At 67.9% G+C, this 17973-nt stretch carries 20 protein-coding genes; 15 read left to right on the forward strand and 5 right to left on the reverse strand.

Going from position 1 to position 17973, the window contains the following annotated elements; genetic code table 11:
* Positions 1–58 precede the first annotated feature (58 nt).
* The gene (locus KZX42_RS06900) at positions 59–1267 is read right to left on the reverse strand and encodes an FAD-dependent oxidoreductase (protein WP_248118325.1); all 1209 of its coding nucleotides are present in this window, start codon (positions 1265–1267) and stop codon (positions 59–61) included.
* Positions 1268–1417: 150 nt separating this feature from the next.
* Between KZX42_RS06900 and KZX42_RS06905 the strand changes: the two genes are divergently transcribed.
* The 13 genes from KZX42_RS06905 (at position 1418) to KZX42_RS06965 (ending at position 13937) form a co-directional block, all read left to right on the forward strand.
* The gene (locus KZX42_RS06905) at positions 1418–1702 is read left to right on the forward strand and encodes a YerC/YecD family TrpR-related protein (RefSeq protein WP_248118327.1); all 285 of its coding nucleotides are present in this window, start codon (positions 1418–1420) and stop codon (positions 1700–1702) included.
* 10 nt (positions 1703–1712) lie between these two features.
* Entirely contained in the window at positions 1713–2606 is an 894-nt protein-coding gene (gene hisG / locus KZX42_RS06910) for an ATP phosphoribosyltransferase (protein WP_248118330.1), read from the forward strand.
* The gene (gene hisD / locus KZX42_RS06915; RefSeq protein WP_248118332.1) at positions 2606–3928 is read left to right on the forward strand and encodes a histidinol dehydrogenase; all 1323 of its coding nucleotides are present in this window, start codon (positions 2606–2608) and stop codon (positions 3926–3928) included. The genes hisG and hisD overlap by 1 nt, the downstream gene beginning before the upstream one ends.
* Positions 3929–4130: 202 nt before the next feature.
* Positions 4131–5555 carry an imidazoleglycerol-phosphate dehydratase HisB gene (gene hisB, locus KZX42_RS06920; RefSeq protein WP_248118334.1) on the forward strand — a complete coding sequence of 475 codons (1425 nt, stop codon included), beginning with the start codon at positions 4131–4133 and terminating at the stop codon, positions 5553–5555.
* Entirely contained in the window at positions 5552–6154 is a 603-nt protein-coding gene (gene hisH, locus KZX42_RS06925; protein ID WP_248118336.1) for an imidazole glycerol phosphate synthase subunit HisH, read from the forward strand. Before hisB ends, hisH begins: the two co-directional genes overlap by 4 nt.
* A gap of 145 nt (positions 6155–6299) precedes the next feature.
* Positions 6300–7031, forward strand: coding sequence for a 1-(5-phosphoribosyl)-5-[(5-phosphoribosylamino)methylideneamino]imidazole-4-carboxamide isomerase (gene hisA / locus KZX42_RS06930; RefSeq protein WP_248118338.1), 732 nt, complete (start codon positions 6300–6302; stop codon positions 7029–7031).
* A 31-nt stretch (positions 7032–7062) separates the two neighbouring features.
* Positions 7063–7830, forward strand: a complete 768-nt coding sequence (gene hisF / locus KZX42_RS06935) for an imidazole glycerol phosphate synthase subunit HisF (protein WP_248118340.1) — start codon at positions 7063–7065, stop codon at positions 7828–7830.
* The gene (gene hisIE / locus KZX42_RS06940; RefSeq protein WP_248118342.1) at positions 7827–8459 is read left to right on the forward strand and encodes a bifunctional phosphoribosyl-AMP cyclohydrolase/phosphoribosyl-ATP diphosphatase HisIE; all 633 of its coding nucleotides are present in this window, start codon (positions 7827–7829) and stop codon (positions 8457–8459) included. Before hisF ends, hisIE begins: the two co-directional genes overlap by 4 nt.
* A gap of 42 nt (positions 8460–8501) precedes the next feature.
* Positions 8502–9977, forward strand: a complete 1476-nt coding sequence (gene zwf, locus KZX42_RS06945; RefSeq protein ID WP_248118344.1) for a glucose-6-phosphate dehydrogenase — start codon at positions 8502–8504, stop codon at positions 9975–9977.
* Positions 9970–10686 (forward strand): 6-phosphogluconolactonase, encoded by a 717-nt coding sequence (gene pgl, locus KZX42_RS06950; protein ID WP_248118347.1) that lies wholly within the window; start codon positions 9970–9972, stop codon positions 10684–10686. The genes zwf and pgl overlap by 8 nt, the downstream gene beginning before the upstream one ends.
* The gene (gene edd, locus KZX42_RS06955; protein ID WP_248118349.1) at positions 10686–12575 is read left to right on the forward strand and encodes a phosphogluconate dehydratase; all 1890 of its coding nucleotides are present in this window, start codon (positions 10686–10688) and stop codon (positions 12573–12575) included. The genes pgl and edd overlap by 1 nt, the downstream gene beginning before the upstream one ends.
* Positions 12541–13578, forward strand: coding sequence for a glucokinase (gene glk, locus KZX42_RS06960; protein WP_292047367.1), 1038 nt, complete (start codon positions 12541–12543; stop codon positions 13576–13578). The genes edd and glk overlap by 35 nt, the downstream gene beginning before the upstream one ends.
* A gap of 83 nt (positions 13579–13661) precedes the next feature.
* Positions 13662–13937, forward strand: coding sequence for a hypothetical protein (locus KZX42_RS06965; protein WP_248118353.1), 276 nt, complete (start codon positions 13662–13664; stop codon positions 13935–13937).
* 90 nt (positions 13938–14027) lie between these two features.
* On the opposite strand, the gene KZX42_RS06970 is transcribed toward KZX42_RS06965, so the two are convergent.
* Both KZX42_RS06970 and hmgA read right to left on the reverse strand, forming a co-directional pair.
* Complete coding sequence (locus KZX42_RS06970) at positions 14028–14390, reverse strand: hypothetical protein (protein WP_248118355.1); 363 nt, start codon at positions 14388–14390, stop codon at positions 14028–14030.
* Positions 14387–15682: a homogentisate 1,2-dioxygenase gene (gene hmgA / locus KZX42_RS06975; protein ID WP_248118357.1), complete on the reverse strand. Its 1296-nt coding sequence runs from the start codon at positions 15680–15682 to the stop codon at positions 14387–14389. The genes KZX42_RS06970 and hmgA overlap by 4 nt, the downstream gene beginning before the upstream one ends.
* Positions 15683–15928: 246 nt before the next feature.
* On the opposite strand from hmgA, the gene KZX42_RS06980 reads away from it, so the two are divergent.
* Both KZX42_RS06980 and KZX42_RS06985 read left to right on the forward strand, forming a co-directional pair.
* Positions 15929–16351 (forward strand): Hsp20 family protein, encoded by a 423-nt coding sequence (locus KZX42_RS06980; RefSeq protein ID WP_248118359.1) that lies wholly within the window; start codon positions 15929–15931, stop codon positions 16349–16351.
* 63 nt (positions 16352–16414) lie between these two features.
* A complete protein-coding gene (locus tag KZX42_RS06985; protein ID WP_248118361.1) occupies positions 16415–16666 on the forward strand; it encodes a DUF1150 domain-containing protein in 252 nt (83 codons plus the stop codon).
* A gap of 18 nt (positions 16667–16684) precedes the next feature.
* Here the strand turns inward: KZX42_RS06985 and KZX42_RS06990 are convergent, their stop codons facing one another.
* Positions 16685–17149, reverse strand: a complete 465-nt coding sequence (locus KZX42_RS06990) for a PTS sugar transporter subunit IIA (RefSeq protein ID WP_248118364.1) — start codon at positions 17147–17149, stop codon at positions 16685–16687.
* A 78-nt stretch (positions 17150–17227) separates the two neighbouring features.
* Positions 17228–17929 (reverse strand): ribosome-associated translation inhibitor RaiA, encoded by a 702-nt coding sequence (gene raiA / locus KZX42_RS06995; RefSeq protein WP_248118366.1) that lies wholly within the window; start codon positions 17927–17929, stop codon positions 17228–17230.
* Positions 17930–17973: the final 44 nt, after the last annotated feature.

The raw sequence follows: 17973 nt of genomic DNA on the forward strand, positions 1-17973 counted from the left end.
CACAGAGTGAGGGCCTCAGAACGGAAAGCGCAACAGTTTTGTTGCACTGCGGCGACGCCTATTGCGCGGCCACCGCCTTCATCGACACCACGACGTCCGCCAGCTTGTCCGCATCCACAGGCGTTCCCTTGGCGATCAGCTGTTTGCCGGCCATGAACTCGGGCGGGGCGTTGACGGCCTCGACGCAGACCATGCGGTCGCCAGCCAGGTGGAACACGGCGAAACTTCCAGCAGCCGGATCGCCGCGCACCACCTGACGATCCGCCTCGAACGGCAGGCCGGCGATCTGCAGCTTGTACTCGTACTGGTCCGACCAGAACCACGGGACCTCAGGCGCCGGCCCGGGTCGGCCCGCGATAGCGGCGGCCGCCTGTTTGGCCTGTTCCAGGGCGTTGGGCACGCTTTCCAGCCGGTGATGCACGCCGCCATGGACAGGGATCGGGCGGCGCGTCATGTCGCCGACGGCGAAGATGGCCGGATCGCTGGTGCGCGCCTGGTCGTCCACCACCACCCCGTCGTCGCACCGCAGACCCGCCGAGCGGGGCAGGCCGTCGCAGGCCAGGGCGCCGACCCCGATGAGCACGGCGTCCGCCGGAACCACCGCGCCATCGGCCAATGTCACGCCGTCCCGCGCGACGGCGATCACCTCGGCCCCCGTCAGAATTTCGACGCCCCGCGCCCGGTGCTGTTGGGTGAAGAAGGCCGAAAGCGCCTCGGACGCCACCCGCGCCAGCACGCGCGGCGCCCGTTCGATGACGATGGCCTGAGCCCCCAGCGCCCGCGCCGAGGCCGCCGCCTCCAGCCCCACATAGCCGCCGCCGACCACCGCCAGACGTCTCCCCGGCCCCAGCACCGCCTTCAGCCGTTCGGCGTCCTTCAGCGTCCGAAGCTCCAGCAGGTCGGGATGGTCCCCGCCCGGAACCGGCAGTTTCCTCGCCGTCGATCCCGTCGCCAGCACCAGCAAGTCATAGGTTTCCGACGATCCATCGTGGAAGGCGACCGTCTTCGCCTCCGGGTCGATGGCCACGGCTACGGTCGAGGGTCGGAAGTCGATGTTTTGTTCGCAGTAGAAGCTGAGCGGGCGCAGGAGCAGCGCCTCCAGATCCGCCTCCCCCTTCAGCCACGCCTTGGATAGCGGCGGCCGCTGATATGGCGGCGCATCTTCTTCGCCCGCGAGAATGATCGGCCCCTCATGGCCATACTGCCGCAGAAAGGCCGCGACGGAGCCGCCCGCGTGTCCCGCGCCGATGATCAGAACCTTGGTCATAGGGGTGATGTAGAGCGGTGAACCTGTGTGCGTAAGTCGTGATTGGTGAATCGTGACTCGTGATTGAAGCCTGCGTCATCCAGTCATGGGTCACCGATCACGACCCACGCCCCCTTGACCGTCCCATCGTTACAGCATAGTGGAACGCGCATGACCATCCCGCCCGCCCGCGCAGCCCTTTATGACGCGCTGCTGTCGATGCAGACGCGCGAGGAGATCGACGCCTTTCTGGCCGATCTCTGCACGCCTGCGGAACTGCGCGCCTTCGCCGAGCGCTGGCAGGTCGCGCGCCTGCTGGATGCGGGCGGCAAATCCTATCGCGAGATCGCGGCAGAGGCCCATGCCAGCCCCACCACCGTCGTCCGCGTCGCCCGTTATCTGAAAGACATGCCGCATCAGGGATACCGCATCGCCCTGGACCGGCTGAAAGCCTGAGTATCCGAACATGAGCACTGTCCAGGGTCGGCTCCGCATCGCCGTCCAGAAATCCGGCCGTCTGGCCGACCGCAGCCTTGATCTGATCCGCGACGCGGGCCTGAAATGGGTCAAGGGTCACAACGACCTGCTGTACCGGGTCGAGAACTACCCCATCGACCTGTTGCGCGTGCGCGACGACGACATCCCCACCTTCGTGGCGGATGGGGTCTGCGACCTGGGCATCGTCGGCGAGAATGTGCTGGAAGAAGGCAAGAACGGCCCAAGCACGGGACAAGCGAACGCCTCCATCGTCATGCCGCTGGGTTTCGGCCGCTGCACGCTGAAGATCGCGACCCCGCCGGCGCTGGCCTATGAAGGCCCTGCCTCGCTGGACGGGCTGCGCATCGCCACATCCTATCCCAAGATCCTGCGCAAATATCTGGATGAACGCAGCGTCAAGGCTGACATCGTCGTCATGCGCGGCGCCGTCGAGGTCGCGCCCCGTCTGAAACTGGCCGCCGCCATCTGCGATCTGGTCTCGACCGGCGCGACGCTGGAGGCCAACGGCCTGGGCGCCAAGGATACGGTGTTGGAAAGCCAGGCGGTCCTGATCCAGTCCCCCGTCGCGCCCGAACCGGGCCTGAAGCCTCTGCTGGACAGCATCATCGAACGGATGGCCGGCGTGGTGTCCTCGCAGGGCGCCAAATACGTCATGCTGAACGCGCCGCGCGCATCGCTGGACCAGATCACCGCCATCCTGCCCGGCGCCGGTTCGCCGACCGTCATGCCCCTGATGGGCCGCGACGATGCGGTCGCCGTACACGCCGTCTGTCAGGAGGCCGTCTTCTGGGAGACGCTGGAGAAGCTGAAGGCCGCCGGCGCCTCGGCCATTCTGGTCCTGCCCATCGAGAAGATGATGTGATGACCGAAACCCCATTCAAACGCATCGACTGGTCGTCTCTGGACGCCGCCGGCAAGAAGGCGGCGCTGGCCCGCCCAGCCCAACGCACGGCTGGCGACGTGACCGAAGTCGTCCGCACCATCCTGAACGACGTGCGCGAGCGCGGCGGCGCCGCCGTGACTGACTGGTGCCTGAAGCTGGACAAGGCCCCGCCCCGTCGCATCGCCATCACGCCGGGCGCTGTCGCCGAGGCGCGCAACGCCCTGCCCCCCGCCGACGTCCGCGCCCTGCGGATGGCCGCCGACAACATCCGCGTCTTCCATCAGGCGACGCGGCCCGAAGACACCCCTTATGTCGAGACCACGCCCGGCGTGCGCTCGAAACTGGCGTGGCGGCCCATCGCCTCCGCGGGCCTCTATGTTCCCGGCGGCACAGCCCCCCTGTTTTCGTCGCTTCTGATGCTGGCTATCCCGGCCGGGGTCGCGGGCGTGGGCCAGCGCGTCGCCGTCACTCCGCCGAACAAGGACGGCGGCGTGCATCCCGCCATGATCCTGGCCGCCGCAGAGGCCGGTCTGGACGCCATCTGGCTGATGGGCGGGGCGCAGGCCATCGCCGCCCTGACCTTTGGCGTCGAGTTGGAGGACGGAGCCATCCCAGCCTGCGCCAAGCTGTTCGGACCCGGCAACGCCTATGTCGCCGAGGCCAAGAAACAGGCGTCCGCCCTGCCGGGCGGTCCCGCCGTCGACATGCCCGCGGGCCCGTCCGAACTGATGGTCATCGTCGATCGCGACGCAGCCCCCGAGATCGCCGCCGCCGACCTGCTGAGTCAGGCCGAGCACGACGCGGACGCCCAGGTTCTGCTGGTCTCCACCAGCCGCGCCACCATCGACTACATCCTGACAGAGGTCGAGGTGCAGGTCGCCACCTTGCCGCGCGAAGCCATCGCCCGCGCCTCATTGAACGAGGCCCGCGCGATTCTGGTGCGCGATCTGGACGCCGCCGCCGAGGTGGCCAACCTGTACGGCCCCGAACATCTGGCCATTCAGATCGACGATCCCGAACCGTTGGTCGATGCGATCAACGCGGCCGGCGCTGTCTTCGTGGGGCGGTTCGCCGCCGAGACCCTGGGCGACTACGCCGCCGGCCCCAGCCACGTCCTGCCGACCGATGGCGGGGCCAAGACCCTGGGCGGCGTGACCACCTCCAGCTTCATGACCACCATGTCGGTGCAGTTGGTCGATGCCTCGGGCGCTCGCCAACTGGCCCCCATAGCCGCCCGCCTGGCCCGGATGGAGGGTCTGGAGGCCCACGCCCGCGCCGCCGACCTGAGGAGCGAGGGATGAACGCCGCCGCCTCTGGACAAGGCCCCTTTCTCGCCCCACCTCCTGTGCGTCGTCCTTCGCTGACGAGACGAAGTGCACCAATTGCACCCGCTTTTATCGTGGGCGCATCGGGGCGAACTGCACACATTGCACCCTGTTTTTCGAGCGCGGATTTGAGACCGATTGCACGGATTACACGACCTTTTGTCCGGGGCGCGCTCCAATGACCCTGCCCGCCCCCTATCCTCCGTTGGTCTCCGGCGGCGAGGGTCTGGACCGCTATCCCGGCGACGCCTCGGCGCTGGCGACACGCATGGCCGCCCTCTACGCCGTGCCCGCCGAACAGGTGCTGCCGGTTCGCGGCCTGACGCACGGACTGGAGCTGGCGTATCGTCTGGCCGCCCGGGATGGAGGTGCGGTCGAGGCGCCCAAGGCCGAACCCTACGACAGCCTCGCCGCCATCTATCCGACAGGGGGCGAGCCGGCCGTCGTGGTCATCCGCGCCCTCGGCTCGCCCGAGGCGGTCGCCGAAATGGCCGCCCGCGTGGCCCCCGCCCTGCTGGTCGTGGACGAAGGCCTGATCGAGTTCTCCGACAGCGTATCGGCTATTACGGTCGTCGACGACCAGCCGAACCTGGTCGTCCTGCGCAGCCTGTCGCTGGCCTATGGTCTGGCCGGCGCGCGGGTCGGGGCCGCGATCGCCAAGCCTCGGACGCTGGTCCGGCTGGCGTCGGTGATGGAACCCTACGCCCTGCCCGAGCCGCTGGTGCGGTTGGCGCAGCAGGCGCTGGACCCATCGCGCATGATCGAAACGGCGGAAAGGCTCGTCGCCGTCCGACGCGAGCGCGAGCGCGTCGTCCGTGAACTGGGCCGCCAGACGCCCGTCGAACCCGGCGTCGGTCCCATCATCATGACCCGGCCCGAAGACCCAACGGCGGCGCTGGCCGGCCTGAAGGCTTACGGCGTCGAGGCCGATCTGTCAGGCGACCGTCTGCGCCTTCCGGTCTCGATCAAGCCCGAGGTCAACGACCGGCTGCTGGCGGCCTTCGGTCTGACGCCCGCCAAACGCCGCGCACCGCGTGTCGGCCAGGCCGTTCGCGACACCAAGGAGACCCGCATCGTCTGCGCCGTCGATCTGGATGCGCCCGGTCCGGTGAAGATCGCAACCGGCGTCGGCTTCTTCGACCACATGCTGGAGCAGATCGCGGCCCACGGCGGCTTTTCGCTGCGGCTGCAATGCGAAGGCGACCTGCACACCGACCCGCACCACACCATCGAGGACAGCGCCATCGCCCTGGGCCAGGCGCTGAAACAGGCGCTGGGCGAACGCAAGGGCATCGCCCGGTATGGCTTTGTTCTGCCGATGGACGAGGCCAATGCGACCGTCTCCATCGACCTCTCTGGACGCCCCTATCCGCTGTTCGAAGGCGCGTTCGAGACGCCCTTCATCGGCGACTACCGCACCGACCTGACCGCCCACGTCTTCCGCTCCCTGGCCGAGGCCATGGGCGCCGCCGTCCACATCAAGGTCACCGGCCAGGACGACCACCACAAGACCGAGGCCGTCTACAAGGCCTTCGGCCGCGCCCTGCGTCAGGCCATCCGTGTCGAAGGCGACGCGGTGCCGTCGACCAAGGGGGTGTTGTGACGGAAGTCGCCGTTATCGCCTATGGCGCGGGCAATATCGCTTCGGTCCAGTTCGCGCTGGAGCGGCTGGGGGCGACCGTCCGCCTGACCGCCGATCCGGTCGAGATCGCAGAGGCCGAGCGGGTCATCCTGCCCGGCGTCGGCGCGGCGGGTTACGCCATGTCGCGGCTGGCGGAGCTGAAGCTGATCGAACCTTTGCGCGCCTTTGAACGCCCCCTGATGGGCGTCTGTCTGGGTCAGCAACTGCTGTTTGGATCGAGCGACGAGGGCGACGGCGTCGAACTGCTGGGCGTCATCCCCGGCGTGGTGAAACGCCTGGAGCCCTCCGAGCCCCTGCCCGTGCCGCACATGGGCTGGAGCCGCCTGACGCGCGACCGGGACGATCCGCTGCTGGAAGGCGTCGCCGACGGGGCCTACGCCTATTTCGTCCATGGCTTCGTCTGTCCCGACGGGCCGGCGACCCTGGCGCGCGCCGACTATGGCGGGCCGGTCCCCGCCGTGGTGCGCTCTGACAATCGCTGGGGCTGCCAGTTCCACCCCGAACGCTCCGCCGAAGCCGGGGCGACGATCTTGCGCAACTTCCTGGAGATCGCCGCGTGAACCGCGCGGCCGCCAGGTCTCATTCATCCTTGGGCTCGACCCAAGGATCGGACCGTCCCCTGCCGATGCGACGAGGGGCACGTACGGACCGATCCACGCCCGATCCTCGGGCCAGGCCCCAGGATGACCAACGAAAGTCGAGCCCATGCTGATCTATCCCGCCATCGACCTGAAGGCCGGCGTCTGCGTGCGATTGATGCACGGCAAGTTCGACCAGGTGACCCAGTATGACGAACAGCCGGCCGCCCGCCTGACCGCTTTCGCGGCCGAGGGCGCGCAGTGGATCCACATCGTCGATCTGGACGGCGCCGAGGCGGGCGAGGCCGTGCAGCACGCCTTGATCGGCGATTTGACCCAGGCCATCGACGTCAAGGTCCAGTCGGGCGGGGGCGTGCGCAGCGCCAACGACGTGGCCAAGCTGTTGGATTCGGGCGTCTCGCGCGTCGTCGTCGGCTCCCTGGCCGTGACCCAGCCCAACGACGTCGCCGCCTGGCTGAAGGGGTTCGGGATCGAGCGCATCACCCTGGCCCTGGACGTCAAGATCGAGGACGGCGTGCCGGTGCCGGCGCTGAAGGGCTGGACCCAGTCGTCGGGCGTCACCCTTTGGGAGGCGCTGGACCGCTATCCGAAGGGGACCGCCAAACATCTGCTGGTGACGGATGTCGGCCGCGACGGCGCCCTGACCGGACCGAACCTGGAGCTGCTGGCGGAAATCCGCCGGCGGCGTCCCGACCTGGTGCTCCAGGCCTCGGGCGGCGTCTCGTCCCTGGATGATCTCATCGCCGTCAAGGCGCTGGGTTGCAACGGCGCCATCGTGGGCCGCGCCCTTTACGAGGGCTGCTTCACCCTGCCCGAAGCCATAGCGGCGGCGGCATGACCGCCCCGTTCGCAAGCATAAGGGCGGTCCAATGACCGCCCGGCGGATCATCCCCTGCCTGGACGTCAAGGACGGACGGGTGGTCAAGGGCGTGAAGTTCGTCGGCCATACCGACATGGGCGACGCCGCCGAGCTGGCCGCGCGCTATCGCGACGCTGGCGCGGACGAACTGGTCTTCTATGACATCACCGCCAGTCCCGAGGGGCGCACGCTCGACTATGGCTGGATCAAGGATATCGCCCGGCTGCTGGACATTCCCTTCTGCGTCGCGGGCGGCATCCGCAGCGTGGACCAGGCGGCCCGCTGTCTGGACCACGGGGCGGACAAGGTGTCGATCAACTCCCCCGCCCTGGAGCGGCCCGAACTGATCGCGGAGATGGCCGAACGCCTGGGATCGCAATGCGTCGTCGTCGGCGTCGACAGCCGTCTGGAAGACGGCGAATGGGTGGTCCACAAATACACCGGCGATCCCGATGCGCGCCGCCCCGCCGGCAAGCGCACCCTGGACTGGCTGGATCAGGCGCAAGGCTTTGGCGCGGGCGAGATCGTTCTGAACTGCATCGACCAGGACGGGGTGCGTCAGGGCTATGACATCGAACAGCTGTCCGCCGCCCGCGCGCGTCTGACCATTCCGCTGATCGCCTCGGGCGGAGCCGGCGCGCCGGTGCATTTCAGGGACGTGTTCGACCAGGCCGACGTCTCCGGCGCCCTGGCCGCCAGCGTCTTCCACACCGGCGCCATCGCCATACCGGACCTGAAACAATACCTGGCCGACGATGGCCTGGAGATGCGGATATGACCCTCGATCCATCCACCATCGACTTCGAAAAAGGCGGCGGGCTGGTTCCGGTCGTAGTGCAGGATGCGGCGACACTTCAGGTCCTGACCCTGGCCTATATGGACCGCGCCGCGCTGGATGAGACGATCACGTCGGGCGAGGCCACCTTCTTCTCTCGCTCGCGGGGCGCGCGGTGGAGAAAGGGCGAGACGTCCGGTGACCGGCTGCATGTCGTGGGCATCACGCCCGACTGCGACAACGACGCCCTGGTCCTGTCGGTCCGGCCGGTCGGCAACGCCTGTCACCTGAACCGGACCAGCTGTTTCGGCGACTTCGATGCGCCGGGCGTTGGCCGCATCGCCCGACTGGAACAGACCATCGCGCGCCGCGCCGCGGCAGATCCGTCCGAGAGCTGGACCGCCAAACTGATCGCCCAGGGCCCGAAACGCATCGCCCAGAAGGTCGGCGAGGAGGGCGTCGAGACCGCTCTGGCGGGGGTCGCCGGGCCGGACGAGGAACTCGCCAGCGAGGCTGCGGATTTAATCTATCACCTGCTCGTTCTTCTCCATGCCCGTAACATGGTGTTTCAGGACGTGCTGGATGTGTTGGCCTCACGCGCCGAAGCGGGCAAAGGCCAACCTGCACCTTAACGGCATCGGTCCCACAAAGCGGGATCGCTGAAGGGATAATCCATGGCGGCTCTCATTCTGTTCGGCGGCGGCGGCGATCTGGCGATGCGCATGCTGCTGCCGTCCCTGTATTTCCTGGAGCATGACGGCCTGCTGCCCGATGGGCTGAAGATCATCGGCGCCGCGCGTTCCGAAGAGAGCGCCGACGACTATGTCGCCAAGGTCCTGGACGCGGTGAAGGCCAAGGCCGAAGCCGACAAGGCGTGGGACGAGGACAGCTGGTCGCGCATGAAGGCCCGCCTGGATTATCTGGCGGTGGACGCCACCTCGCCCGAAAGCCTGAAGCCGCTGAAGGACAAGGTGGGCGACGGCGAGGTCACGTCGTTCCTGGCCGTGTCACCGTCGCTCTACGCCCGCATCGTCACGGCGATGAAGGCCGCCGGTCTGGCCGAGAAGAACTGCCGCATCGTTCTGGAGAAGCCGGTCGGGCGCGACCTGACGTCCTTCCTGGAAATCGACGACGCCGTGGCCCATGCCTTCAGCGAGAGCCAGGTGTTTCGCATCGACCACTATCTGGGCAAGGAGACGGTGCAGAACCTGATCGCCCTGCGGTTCGGCAACACGATCTTCGAGCCGTTGTGGAACAATCTGTCCATCGACCACGTCCAGATCACCATCGGCGAGACGGTGGGGGTCGGCGACCGCTGGCCCTATTACGACGAATACGGCGCCCTGCGGGACATGCTGCAGAACCATATGCTGCAACTGCTGTGCCTGGTGGCGATGGAGCCGCCCAGCGACCTGGACCCGGACTCGGTGCGCAACGAGAAGGTCAAGGTGCTGCGCTCCCTTCGTCCCATCACCCCCGACGAGGCCGAGCGGGTCACCGTGCGCGGCCAGTACGTGGCCGGGACCAGCGAGGGCAAGCCGGTCAAGGGCTATGACGAGGAGCGGGGCCAGGATTCGGACACCGAGACCTTCGTCGCCATCCGAGCCGACATCGACAACTGGCGCTGGGCCGGCGTGCCGTTCTTCATGCGCACCGGCAAACGCCTGCCGGAAAAGCGCACCGAGATCGTCATCCAGTTCAAGCCGGTGCCCCACTCGATCTTCGACCGCGACGCCAATTCCAACAAGAATGGCGGAGAGGTCACGGCAAACCGCATGATCATCGAGCTTCAGCCCGAGGAAGACATCTCCCTGACGGTCATGAACAAACGCCCCGGCCTTGATCGGCGGATGCAGCTTCAGCCGATCAAGATGAGCCTGTCGTGGGGCGTTGACGGCAAGGGCGACGCCCCGCCGCGCCGCCGCATCGCCTATGAACGTCTGTTGCTGGATGCGATGGCGGGCGATTCCACCCTGTTCGTGCGTCGCGACGAGGCGGAACAGGCCTGGAAATGGGTGGACGAGGTTTCCGAGGCCTGGGCCGAATCCGGCCTGAAGCCCGACGAATATGTCGCCGGGACCTGGGGTCCCGACAGCGCCGACATGCTGATGATGCGGACCGGCCGCGACTGGAACACGACCGATGCCTGAGACCCACCCCATCGAAACCTTCGCCGGCCCCGACGCCTGGGCCGAGGCCATCGCGGCCCGGCTCAGCGAGACCCTTTCGACAGCCCTGCGCGACAAGGGCGCGGCCCTGTTCGCCGGGCCGGGCGGTTCGACGCCCGCGCCCGTCTATCGCCGGCTGGCGGCGACCGATCTGGACTGGTCCAGGGTCGCCGTGACCCTGGTGGACGAGCGCTACGTTCCCGAAACCTCGCCGGAGTCCAACGCCCGTCTGATTCGCGACGTCCTGTTGCAGGACAAGGCGGCGGCGGCGCGCTTCATCCCTCTCTATACGCCCGAGGTCACGGTGGACCGGGCGGCCCTGGTCGCCGCCAAGGCTCTGGCGGACGCCGGCGGGCGGTTCGATGCGGTCCTGCTCGGCATGGGAGAGGACGGCCACATCTGCTCCATGTTCCCTGAAAGCCCGACGCTGAAGACCCTGCTGACGCCGACGCTGAAACCCACGGTCCTGGGCGTGCCCCACGGCCGCGACGGCATGGCGCCGACCATCGAGCGGCTGTCGATCAACCTGCCTTATCTGATATCGGCCAGCCGCGTGATCCTGGGTCTGAAGGGCGCCGCCAAGCGTCGCGTCTTCGAAGAACAGGCCATGGGCGATCCCAGAATCCAGCCCATCGCCGCCCTGATCGCGGCCGGCGTTCCCCTTGAAGTTTTGTGGACGGAGGAAGGCTGATGGCGCTTCATCCTACGGTCGCCGCGGTCACCGCCCGCATCGTCGAAAAAAGCCGCGAGACCCGCGCCGACTATATCCGTCGCATGGACGCCGCCCGCGACAGCGGGACCGGGCGCGCCAAACTGTCCTGCGCCAACTGGGCGCACGCCTTCGCGGGCCAGACCATCGCCGACAAGCTGACGGCGATGGACGGGTCCAAGCCGAACCTGGGCGTCGTCACGGCCTATAACGACATGCTGTCGGCCCATCAGCCGTTCGAGCGTTTCCCCGACGTCGTGCGCGCGGCGGTGCGCGAGGTCGGCGCCACGGCCCAGGTCGCCGGCGGCACGCCCGCCATGTGCGACGGCGTGACCCAAGGCCGCCCAGGCATGGAGCTGTCGCTGTTCAGCCGCGACGTCATCGCCATGTCGGCGGGCGTGGCCCTGACCCATGACGCCTTCGACGCGGGCCTGATGCTGGGCGTCTGCGACAAGATCGTGCCCGGCCTGTTCATGGGCGCCCTGGCCTTCGGTCACCTGCCCGTCGTCTTCGCCCCGGCCGGCCCCATGCCGTCGGGCATTCCGAATGCGGAAAAAGCCCGCGTCCGCGCCGAATATGCGCAGAACAAGGTTGATCGTCAGACCCTGCTGGAAAGCGAGATCGGCAGCTATCACTCGCCCGGCACCTGCACCTTCTACGGCACCGCCAACTCCAACCAGATGATGATGGAGCTGGGCGGGCTGCACATGCCTTCCACCGCCTTTGTCCATCCCGACACCGGTCTGCGCGACGCCCTGACGGCGGCGGCGGCGAAGCGGGCCGTCGAACTGGCGCGCAGCGGCCAATGCCGCATGGCCGACGTCGTCGACGAGAAGTCCATCGTCAACATGATCGTGGCCCTTCTGGCCACCGGGGGCTCCACCAACCACGCCATCCACCTGGTCGCCATGGCGCGGGCGGCGGGGGTGTTGATCGACTGGACCGACATGGACGAACTGTCGTCGGTCACGCCGCTGCTCGCGCGCGTCTATCCCAACGGCTCGGCCGATGTGAACGCCTTCCAGGCCGCCGGCGGCGTGGCCTTCATCGCGCGCGAACTGGCCCAGGCCGGCAACATCCACACCGATGTCACCACCATCATGGGCCAAGGGATCGAGGCCTATTTCCAGGAGCCTTCCATGGTGGACGGCGAACTGGTGTGGCGCGACGGGGTCAGCGAGAGCCTGGATCGCGACATCCTGCGCCCCGCCTCCGACCCCTTCGACCATGAGGGGGGCCTGCGCCTGGTCCAGGGCGACCTGGGCCGCGCGGTCATCAAGATTTCGGCCGTGAAGCCCGAGAACCGTATCGTCGAGGCGCCCGCCGCCGTCTTCGAAACCCAGGAAGACGCGCTGCAGGCCTTCAAGGACGGCAAGCTGTTCCGCGACGTGGTCGTGGTCCTGCGCTTCCAGGGCCCCAAGGCCAACGGCATGCCCGAACTGCACAGCCTGTCGCCCGCACTGTCGGTCATTCAGGACAAGGGCTTCAAGGTCGCCTTCGTCACCGACGGCCGCATGTCGGGCGCCAGCGGCAAGACGCCCGCCGCCATTCACGTCAGCCCCGAAGCCCTGGCCGGCGGCCCCTTGGCCCATGTTCAGGACGGGGACGTCATCCGCCTCGACCCCGAGGCCGGGGTGTTGACCACCGTCGGCGTCAGCGATCTGACCGCCCGGCCTGCCGCCAGCCGCACGCCCGCCATCGCCCAGGGTTCGTCCTGGGGCTATGGCCGCGAACTGTTCGGCGCCTTCCGCCACGTCGTCACGACCGCCGAGCAGGGCGCCACCGTCTGTTTCGCGGTGCCCAGCGCCAGCAACGGCCACGACGACACGCCGCCCAATCCCAACTTCGTCGACCGGACCGTGGACGCCTGATCCACCGAACCGAGCGCAGGAAACGCCTAGAATGAATGACAAGACCCTCCTCGTCGGCGACGTCGGCGGCACCAACGCCCGCTTCGCCGTGGCCCGTATGGTGGACGGCACGCCTGTGCTGGACCACCACGAAAGCTTCCCGGCGGAAACCTACCCCACCTTCCTTGAAGGCGTCGCCGCCTTCATCGAGGGCTGCGATGTCAAGCCGACCGGCGGCGTCATCGCCGTCGCGGGCGCCGTGACCAATGGCGAGATCGACCTGACCAACTCGCCCTGGCGTGTGTCGGAAGCCGAGTTGCAGTCCCTGGACCTGAAACCGGTCAAGCTGATCAACGACTTCGAGGCCCTGGCTTGGGGCGCGCCGATCGTTCCGGCGGACCAGTTGGAAAGCCTGGGCGGGCCGGTCGACGGCGATCCGCATTCGACCGTGGCCGTGCTGGGCCCCGGCACTGGTTTCGGGGTCTCGGCCCTGGTTCGTGACGCCCACGGCAAGGAGATGGCCATGCCGTCAGAGGGCGGCCATGCCTGCTTCCCCCCCGGCGATCCGGTCGAGGACGAAATCCTGCGCATCCTGCGCCGCCGCTATGATCGGGTGTCGATCGAACGTCTGATCTGCGGCCCCGGTCTTTTGAACATGCACCGCGCCCTGGCCGAGATCGACGGCCGCGAAACCCATGTCGACGATCCCGCCGAGATCACCAAGACGGCGCTGGAAGACCCCAACAGCCCGTGCGGCGCGACTCTGGCCCGCTTCTGCGCCATCCTGGGCGCCGTGGCCGGCGACATCGCCCTGACCACGGGCGCGCGTGGCGGCGTCTATATCGCCGGCGGCATCGTTCCGCGCATCCTGCCCTTCATCAAGGCCAGCCCCTTCCGCCAGCGGTTCGAGCGCAAGGGCCGGTTCAAGGACTATATGTCAGAGATTCCGACCAAGGTGATCATGCACAAACACGCCGCCCTGCTGGGGGCCGCCCGCGTCGCCTTCGCCGAGGCCGAAGGCTAAGGCGATCACGCAAATCTCACGGCGGCGTGAACCGATCCGCCGCCGTGACGTTTCCTCGTCTCCACAAAGGAGAGGAAACTGAAATGAAAAAGTTCGCCATCGCCGCCGCCTCGGTCTTCATGCTGGCCGGCGTCGCCGCCTGCGGCGAGAGCGCCGCCGACAAGGCCGCTGAAAAGCAAGCTGACGCCATCGAAGCGACGGGCGACGCCCGCGCAGCCCAACTGGAAGCCCAGGCTGCGACCGCTCCGACCGAAGCCCAGAAGGACGCCCTGAACGCTCAGGCAGATCAGGTCGAGAAGAACGCCGACCGCAAGGCCGACCGCGTCGAGAACAAGGCGGCAACGCCGACGGCGGCATGACCACGTCGAACACGCCGTCGACCCACTAAGTCCGTTTACGGATGGATCGGCCCCCGTCGTTTGCGACGGGGGCTTTTTCCTGTCCGGCGATCAGTCGATGCAGAGGGTCGGGCCGACCTTGCCGTCCACGACCGGGGCGTGGCAGCCGAAGCGGTCGCTGGTCGCCTGGCACACGCCGGCGGTCGCCGTTCCCGCCGCGACGCCCGTATTGCCCTCGACGCGGCAATCGCCCTGACACTGGGCGCCGTCGGTGCAGCGTTTGCCGGCGTCGGCGTAGCTGATCACGCATTGCCAGGACTGCATCCGCCCGACCTGCTTCATCGCGCCGCCGCGCGTGGCGCAGGCCGAGGCCTCCGCGCTCTGCGTCGGCGCATCGGAACCCGCGCTGGTGGTGGTCTGGGGCGTGCAAGCGGTCGCCAGCAGGGCGGCGGCGATTATCGAAATACGGATCATGCGATCTGTCCCTTGGTGAAGCCCGACCACACGTCATCGTAGTCCAGCTGCATCTGAGGTGATTCCGACGCCCATTTCGTGACGCGGATCGGCGCGCGGGTTTCGAACATGAAGGCCAAGGTGTTTTCGATCTTGTGCGGCTTCAGCTCGGCCTTGATCGCGCCCTCGTAGCTGGCCTGATCCGGGCCGTGTCCGCTCATGCGATTGTGCAGCGACGCACCGCCCGGCGCGAAGCCGCCCGCCTTGGCGTCATAGGCGCCGGTCACCAGCCCCATGAACTCGCTCATCACGTTCCGGTGGAACCAGGGCGGGCGGAAGGTGTGTTCGGCCACCATCCATCGCGGCGGGAAGATGACGAAGTCGATATTGGCCGTGCCCGGCGTCTCCGACGGGCTGGTCAGCACGGTGAAGATCGACGGATCGGGATGGTCGTAGCTGACGGTGTTGATGGTGTTGAACCGCGCCGTGTCATAGCGGCAGGGCGCCAGGTTGCCGTGCCACGCCACGACGTCCAGCGGGCTGTGGTCGAAGGTCGTGGCCCACAGACGGCCGCCGTATTTCTGCACGCACTCGGTCGGGCGATCCACGTCCTCATAGGCCGCGACCGGGGTCTCGAAATCGCGCGGATTGGCCAGGCCGTTCGCGCCGATGGGGCCGAGGTCCGGCAGGCGGAACGGACTGCCGTAGTTTTCGCAGACATAGCCCCGAACGGGACCGTCGACCTCGACGCGGAAACGCACGCCCCGCGGGATCAGGACGATCTGGCCGGGCTGGGCCTCGATCACCCCCATCTCGGTGACGAAACGATGCGCGCCTTCCTGCGGCACGATCAGCAGTTCGCCGTCGGCGTCATAGAAAACCCGATCCGTCATCGAACGGTTGGCGACATACAGGTGGATGCCCGCCCCCGCCCCGGCGTCCGGCTCGCCGTTGCCGCCATAGGTGGTCAGCCCCTCGACCCAGTCGGCGCCGGTTTCAGGCATCGGCAGCGGGTCCCAGCGCATCCGGTTCGGATTGGGCGGCGTCTCGTCGAACGGCCCGGAGCGCACCCGCCCCTGGTCGAACGGTCGATACGGGCCGTGCTGGGCCGAAGGCCGCAGGCGGTAGAGCCAGCTTCGGCGGTTTTCAGCGCGCGGAGCGGTGAAGGCCGTGCCCGACAGTTGTTCGGCGTACAGGCCCATCGGCGTCTGCTGTGGCGAATTCTGGCCGTGCGGCAGTGCGCCGGGCGCGGCCTCGGTCGCGAAATGATTGCCGAAGCCGGTCATGTAGGCGGGCGCGTTGGATCGCGTCATATCGTGTCTCCCTAGGCCCCCGCTTTAGACCCCGCGCACGCCAGCGTCACCCTGTGCCCGTTGTGATCAATCCTATGCGGGGCCGGTCCACCTCAACCGCCTACGGCTCCCGAAGATGACGGGATTGGGGACGACCGGCGCGAGCCGGTTGATCCCGCCCCCGCCAACCCCCATCTTCATCTGTGACGGAGCGTCTTGCCGATTGCGGGAGACGTCTTCGCCGGTCGCTTTCTTCAAGGACCCCAGATGACGACGACGCGCACCATCCTGTTCGACAGCCCGTTCCTCTTGGGCTTCGACCATACACGCGCCCTGATTGATCGCGCCGCCAAGGCTGCGGCCGAGAGTTATCCCCCGTACAATGTCGAGCAGATCGGCGATGCGGGCGTGCGGATCAGCCTGGCCGTCGCCGGCTTTTCGCCCGAGGAGCTGGCCATCACCCTGGAAGGCCGTCAACTGACCCTCGCCGGCAAGCGCGACGACGCGGGGCGGGGCGAACAGGCTTTTCTGCACCGGGGCATCGCCGCGCGCGGCTTCGTGCGCAGCTTTGTCCTGGCCGACGGGCTGGAGGTGTCCGGCGCCAAGCTGGAGCACGGCCTGCTCCACGTCGATCTGATCCGGCCCGAGGCCGAGCGTCAGGTGCGTCGTATTCCCATCACGGCCGGCTGAAAGGTGCGGCTGTTCGAACCGCCCGGCGATCCGGGCGTTGTCAAACCGAAGGAGGCGGTCCTAATGACGCCGATGACTATGACCAAGGAAGATTTCGCCGGCCTGGGCGCCCCCGACCTCGTCTATGTGCGCGAGATCAAGGCCTCCGACCTGCTGGACGAAGCGGTTCAGATCAAGGACGTGGAGATCGATCCCGGCCAGATGCTCTACGCCGTCCACAGCGCGGACGGCGAACGTCTGGCGGTCATGATCGACCGCGACACCGCCTTCGCCGCCGCCGTGGCGCATGAGCTGGAGCCCGTTTCGGTCCACTGACCGGGGCGGGCGGCGCCCTCAGGCGGCGGTCGCCGCCTTGTCCTTGAAGAACAGCGCCCGAACCGCGTCGGTCGTATGGGCCTGACGCAGCTGCTCGCGCAGCTCGGGCGAACGCAGGGCGCGCGACACCGCCGCCAGGGCGCGCAGATGCTCGGTCCCCGCCTTGGGCGGCGCGAACAGGCCGAAGATCAGATCGACCGGCCGATCGTCCACGGCGCCGAACGCCACCGGCGTATCCAACCGCACGAACACCGCCGTCACCTTGTCGATCTGGGCCAGGCGCGCGTGCGGCACCGCCACCCCCGACCCCAGGCCGGTCGAACCCAGGGCCTCGCGCTCCATCAGGGCGTCGAACACCTTGGCCTCGTCGACGCCCAGGGCGTGTGACGCCGCCTCGGACAGGGCGTGCAGGGCCTGACGCTTCGACGACGCCCCCCCGCGCAGCACGACGCCCTTGGGCGCGAGCAGATCACCGATGTCCATCAGACAACCCTCGATTACGCATACGAACGGCGCGGGCGCCCGTTTAGAGCCTCCCGCGCCGAAGTCAAACTAAGCCGTTCAGTTCACGGCGGCGTCGGTCTTGGCCTCGTTGGCCTGACCGCCGTTGGCGTGCGCGCCATTGGTCTTGCCGTTGGCCGCAGCGGTCCGTTCCGGGTCGATCCAGCCGACGTTGCCGTCCGGCCGACGATAGACGACCGCCAGGCCGCCGTGCGCGGCATTGCGGAACAGCACGACCGGATAGCCGGTCATGTCCAGCTCCAGCACCGCGCGACCGACCGTGATGGTGCGGATTTCATGTTCGGTTTCCGCGATCACCATGCCGAGCGGCGGCGGGCCGTCGTTGTCGTTCGCGTCGCCGAAGACATCGTCCTCCACGCTGTCGGGATCCCTCAGCACGATGCTGCGGGCGACTTCGCGGGCGGCGTTCTCGGTCTTCTCGGGCGACAGGCCCTTGGGCCCGATGTGGTGATCCTTCAGGCGACGCTTGTAACGACGGACCCGCGTTTCGAGACGATCCAGCGCCTCGGTGAAGGCCGAATGGGCGTCGCCGCCGAATCCGGTCGTCACCAGCGTCTGTCCAGACGCCAGGCGGACCCAACAGTCCACCTTGAAGCCATGGCCGTCCTTGGACACCACGACCTCGGCGTCGTCACCGCCTCGGGCGAAGTATTTTCCGACCCCGTCTTCGAGTTCCTGGGAGATGCGCGAGCCTAACGCTTCGCCGACATCCACTTGCTTGCCGCTGACTTGGACTTGCATGCCGATAGAACGCGCCCGACCCGATTTGGTGTCAATCCGGATCA

This window comes from Brevundimonas sp. EYE_349 (assembly GCF_023147505.1).
Lineage (GTDB): Bacteria > Pseudomonadota > Alphaproteobacteria > Caulobacterales > Caulobacteraceae > Brevundimonas.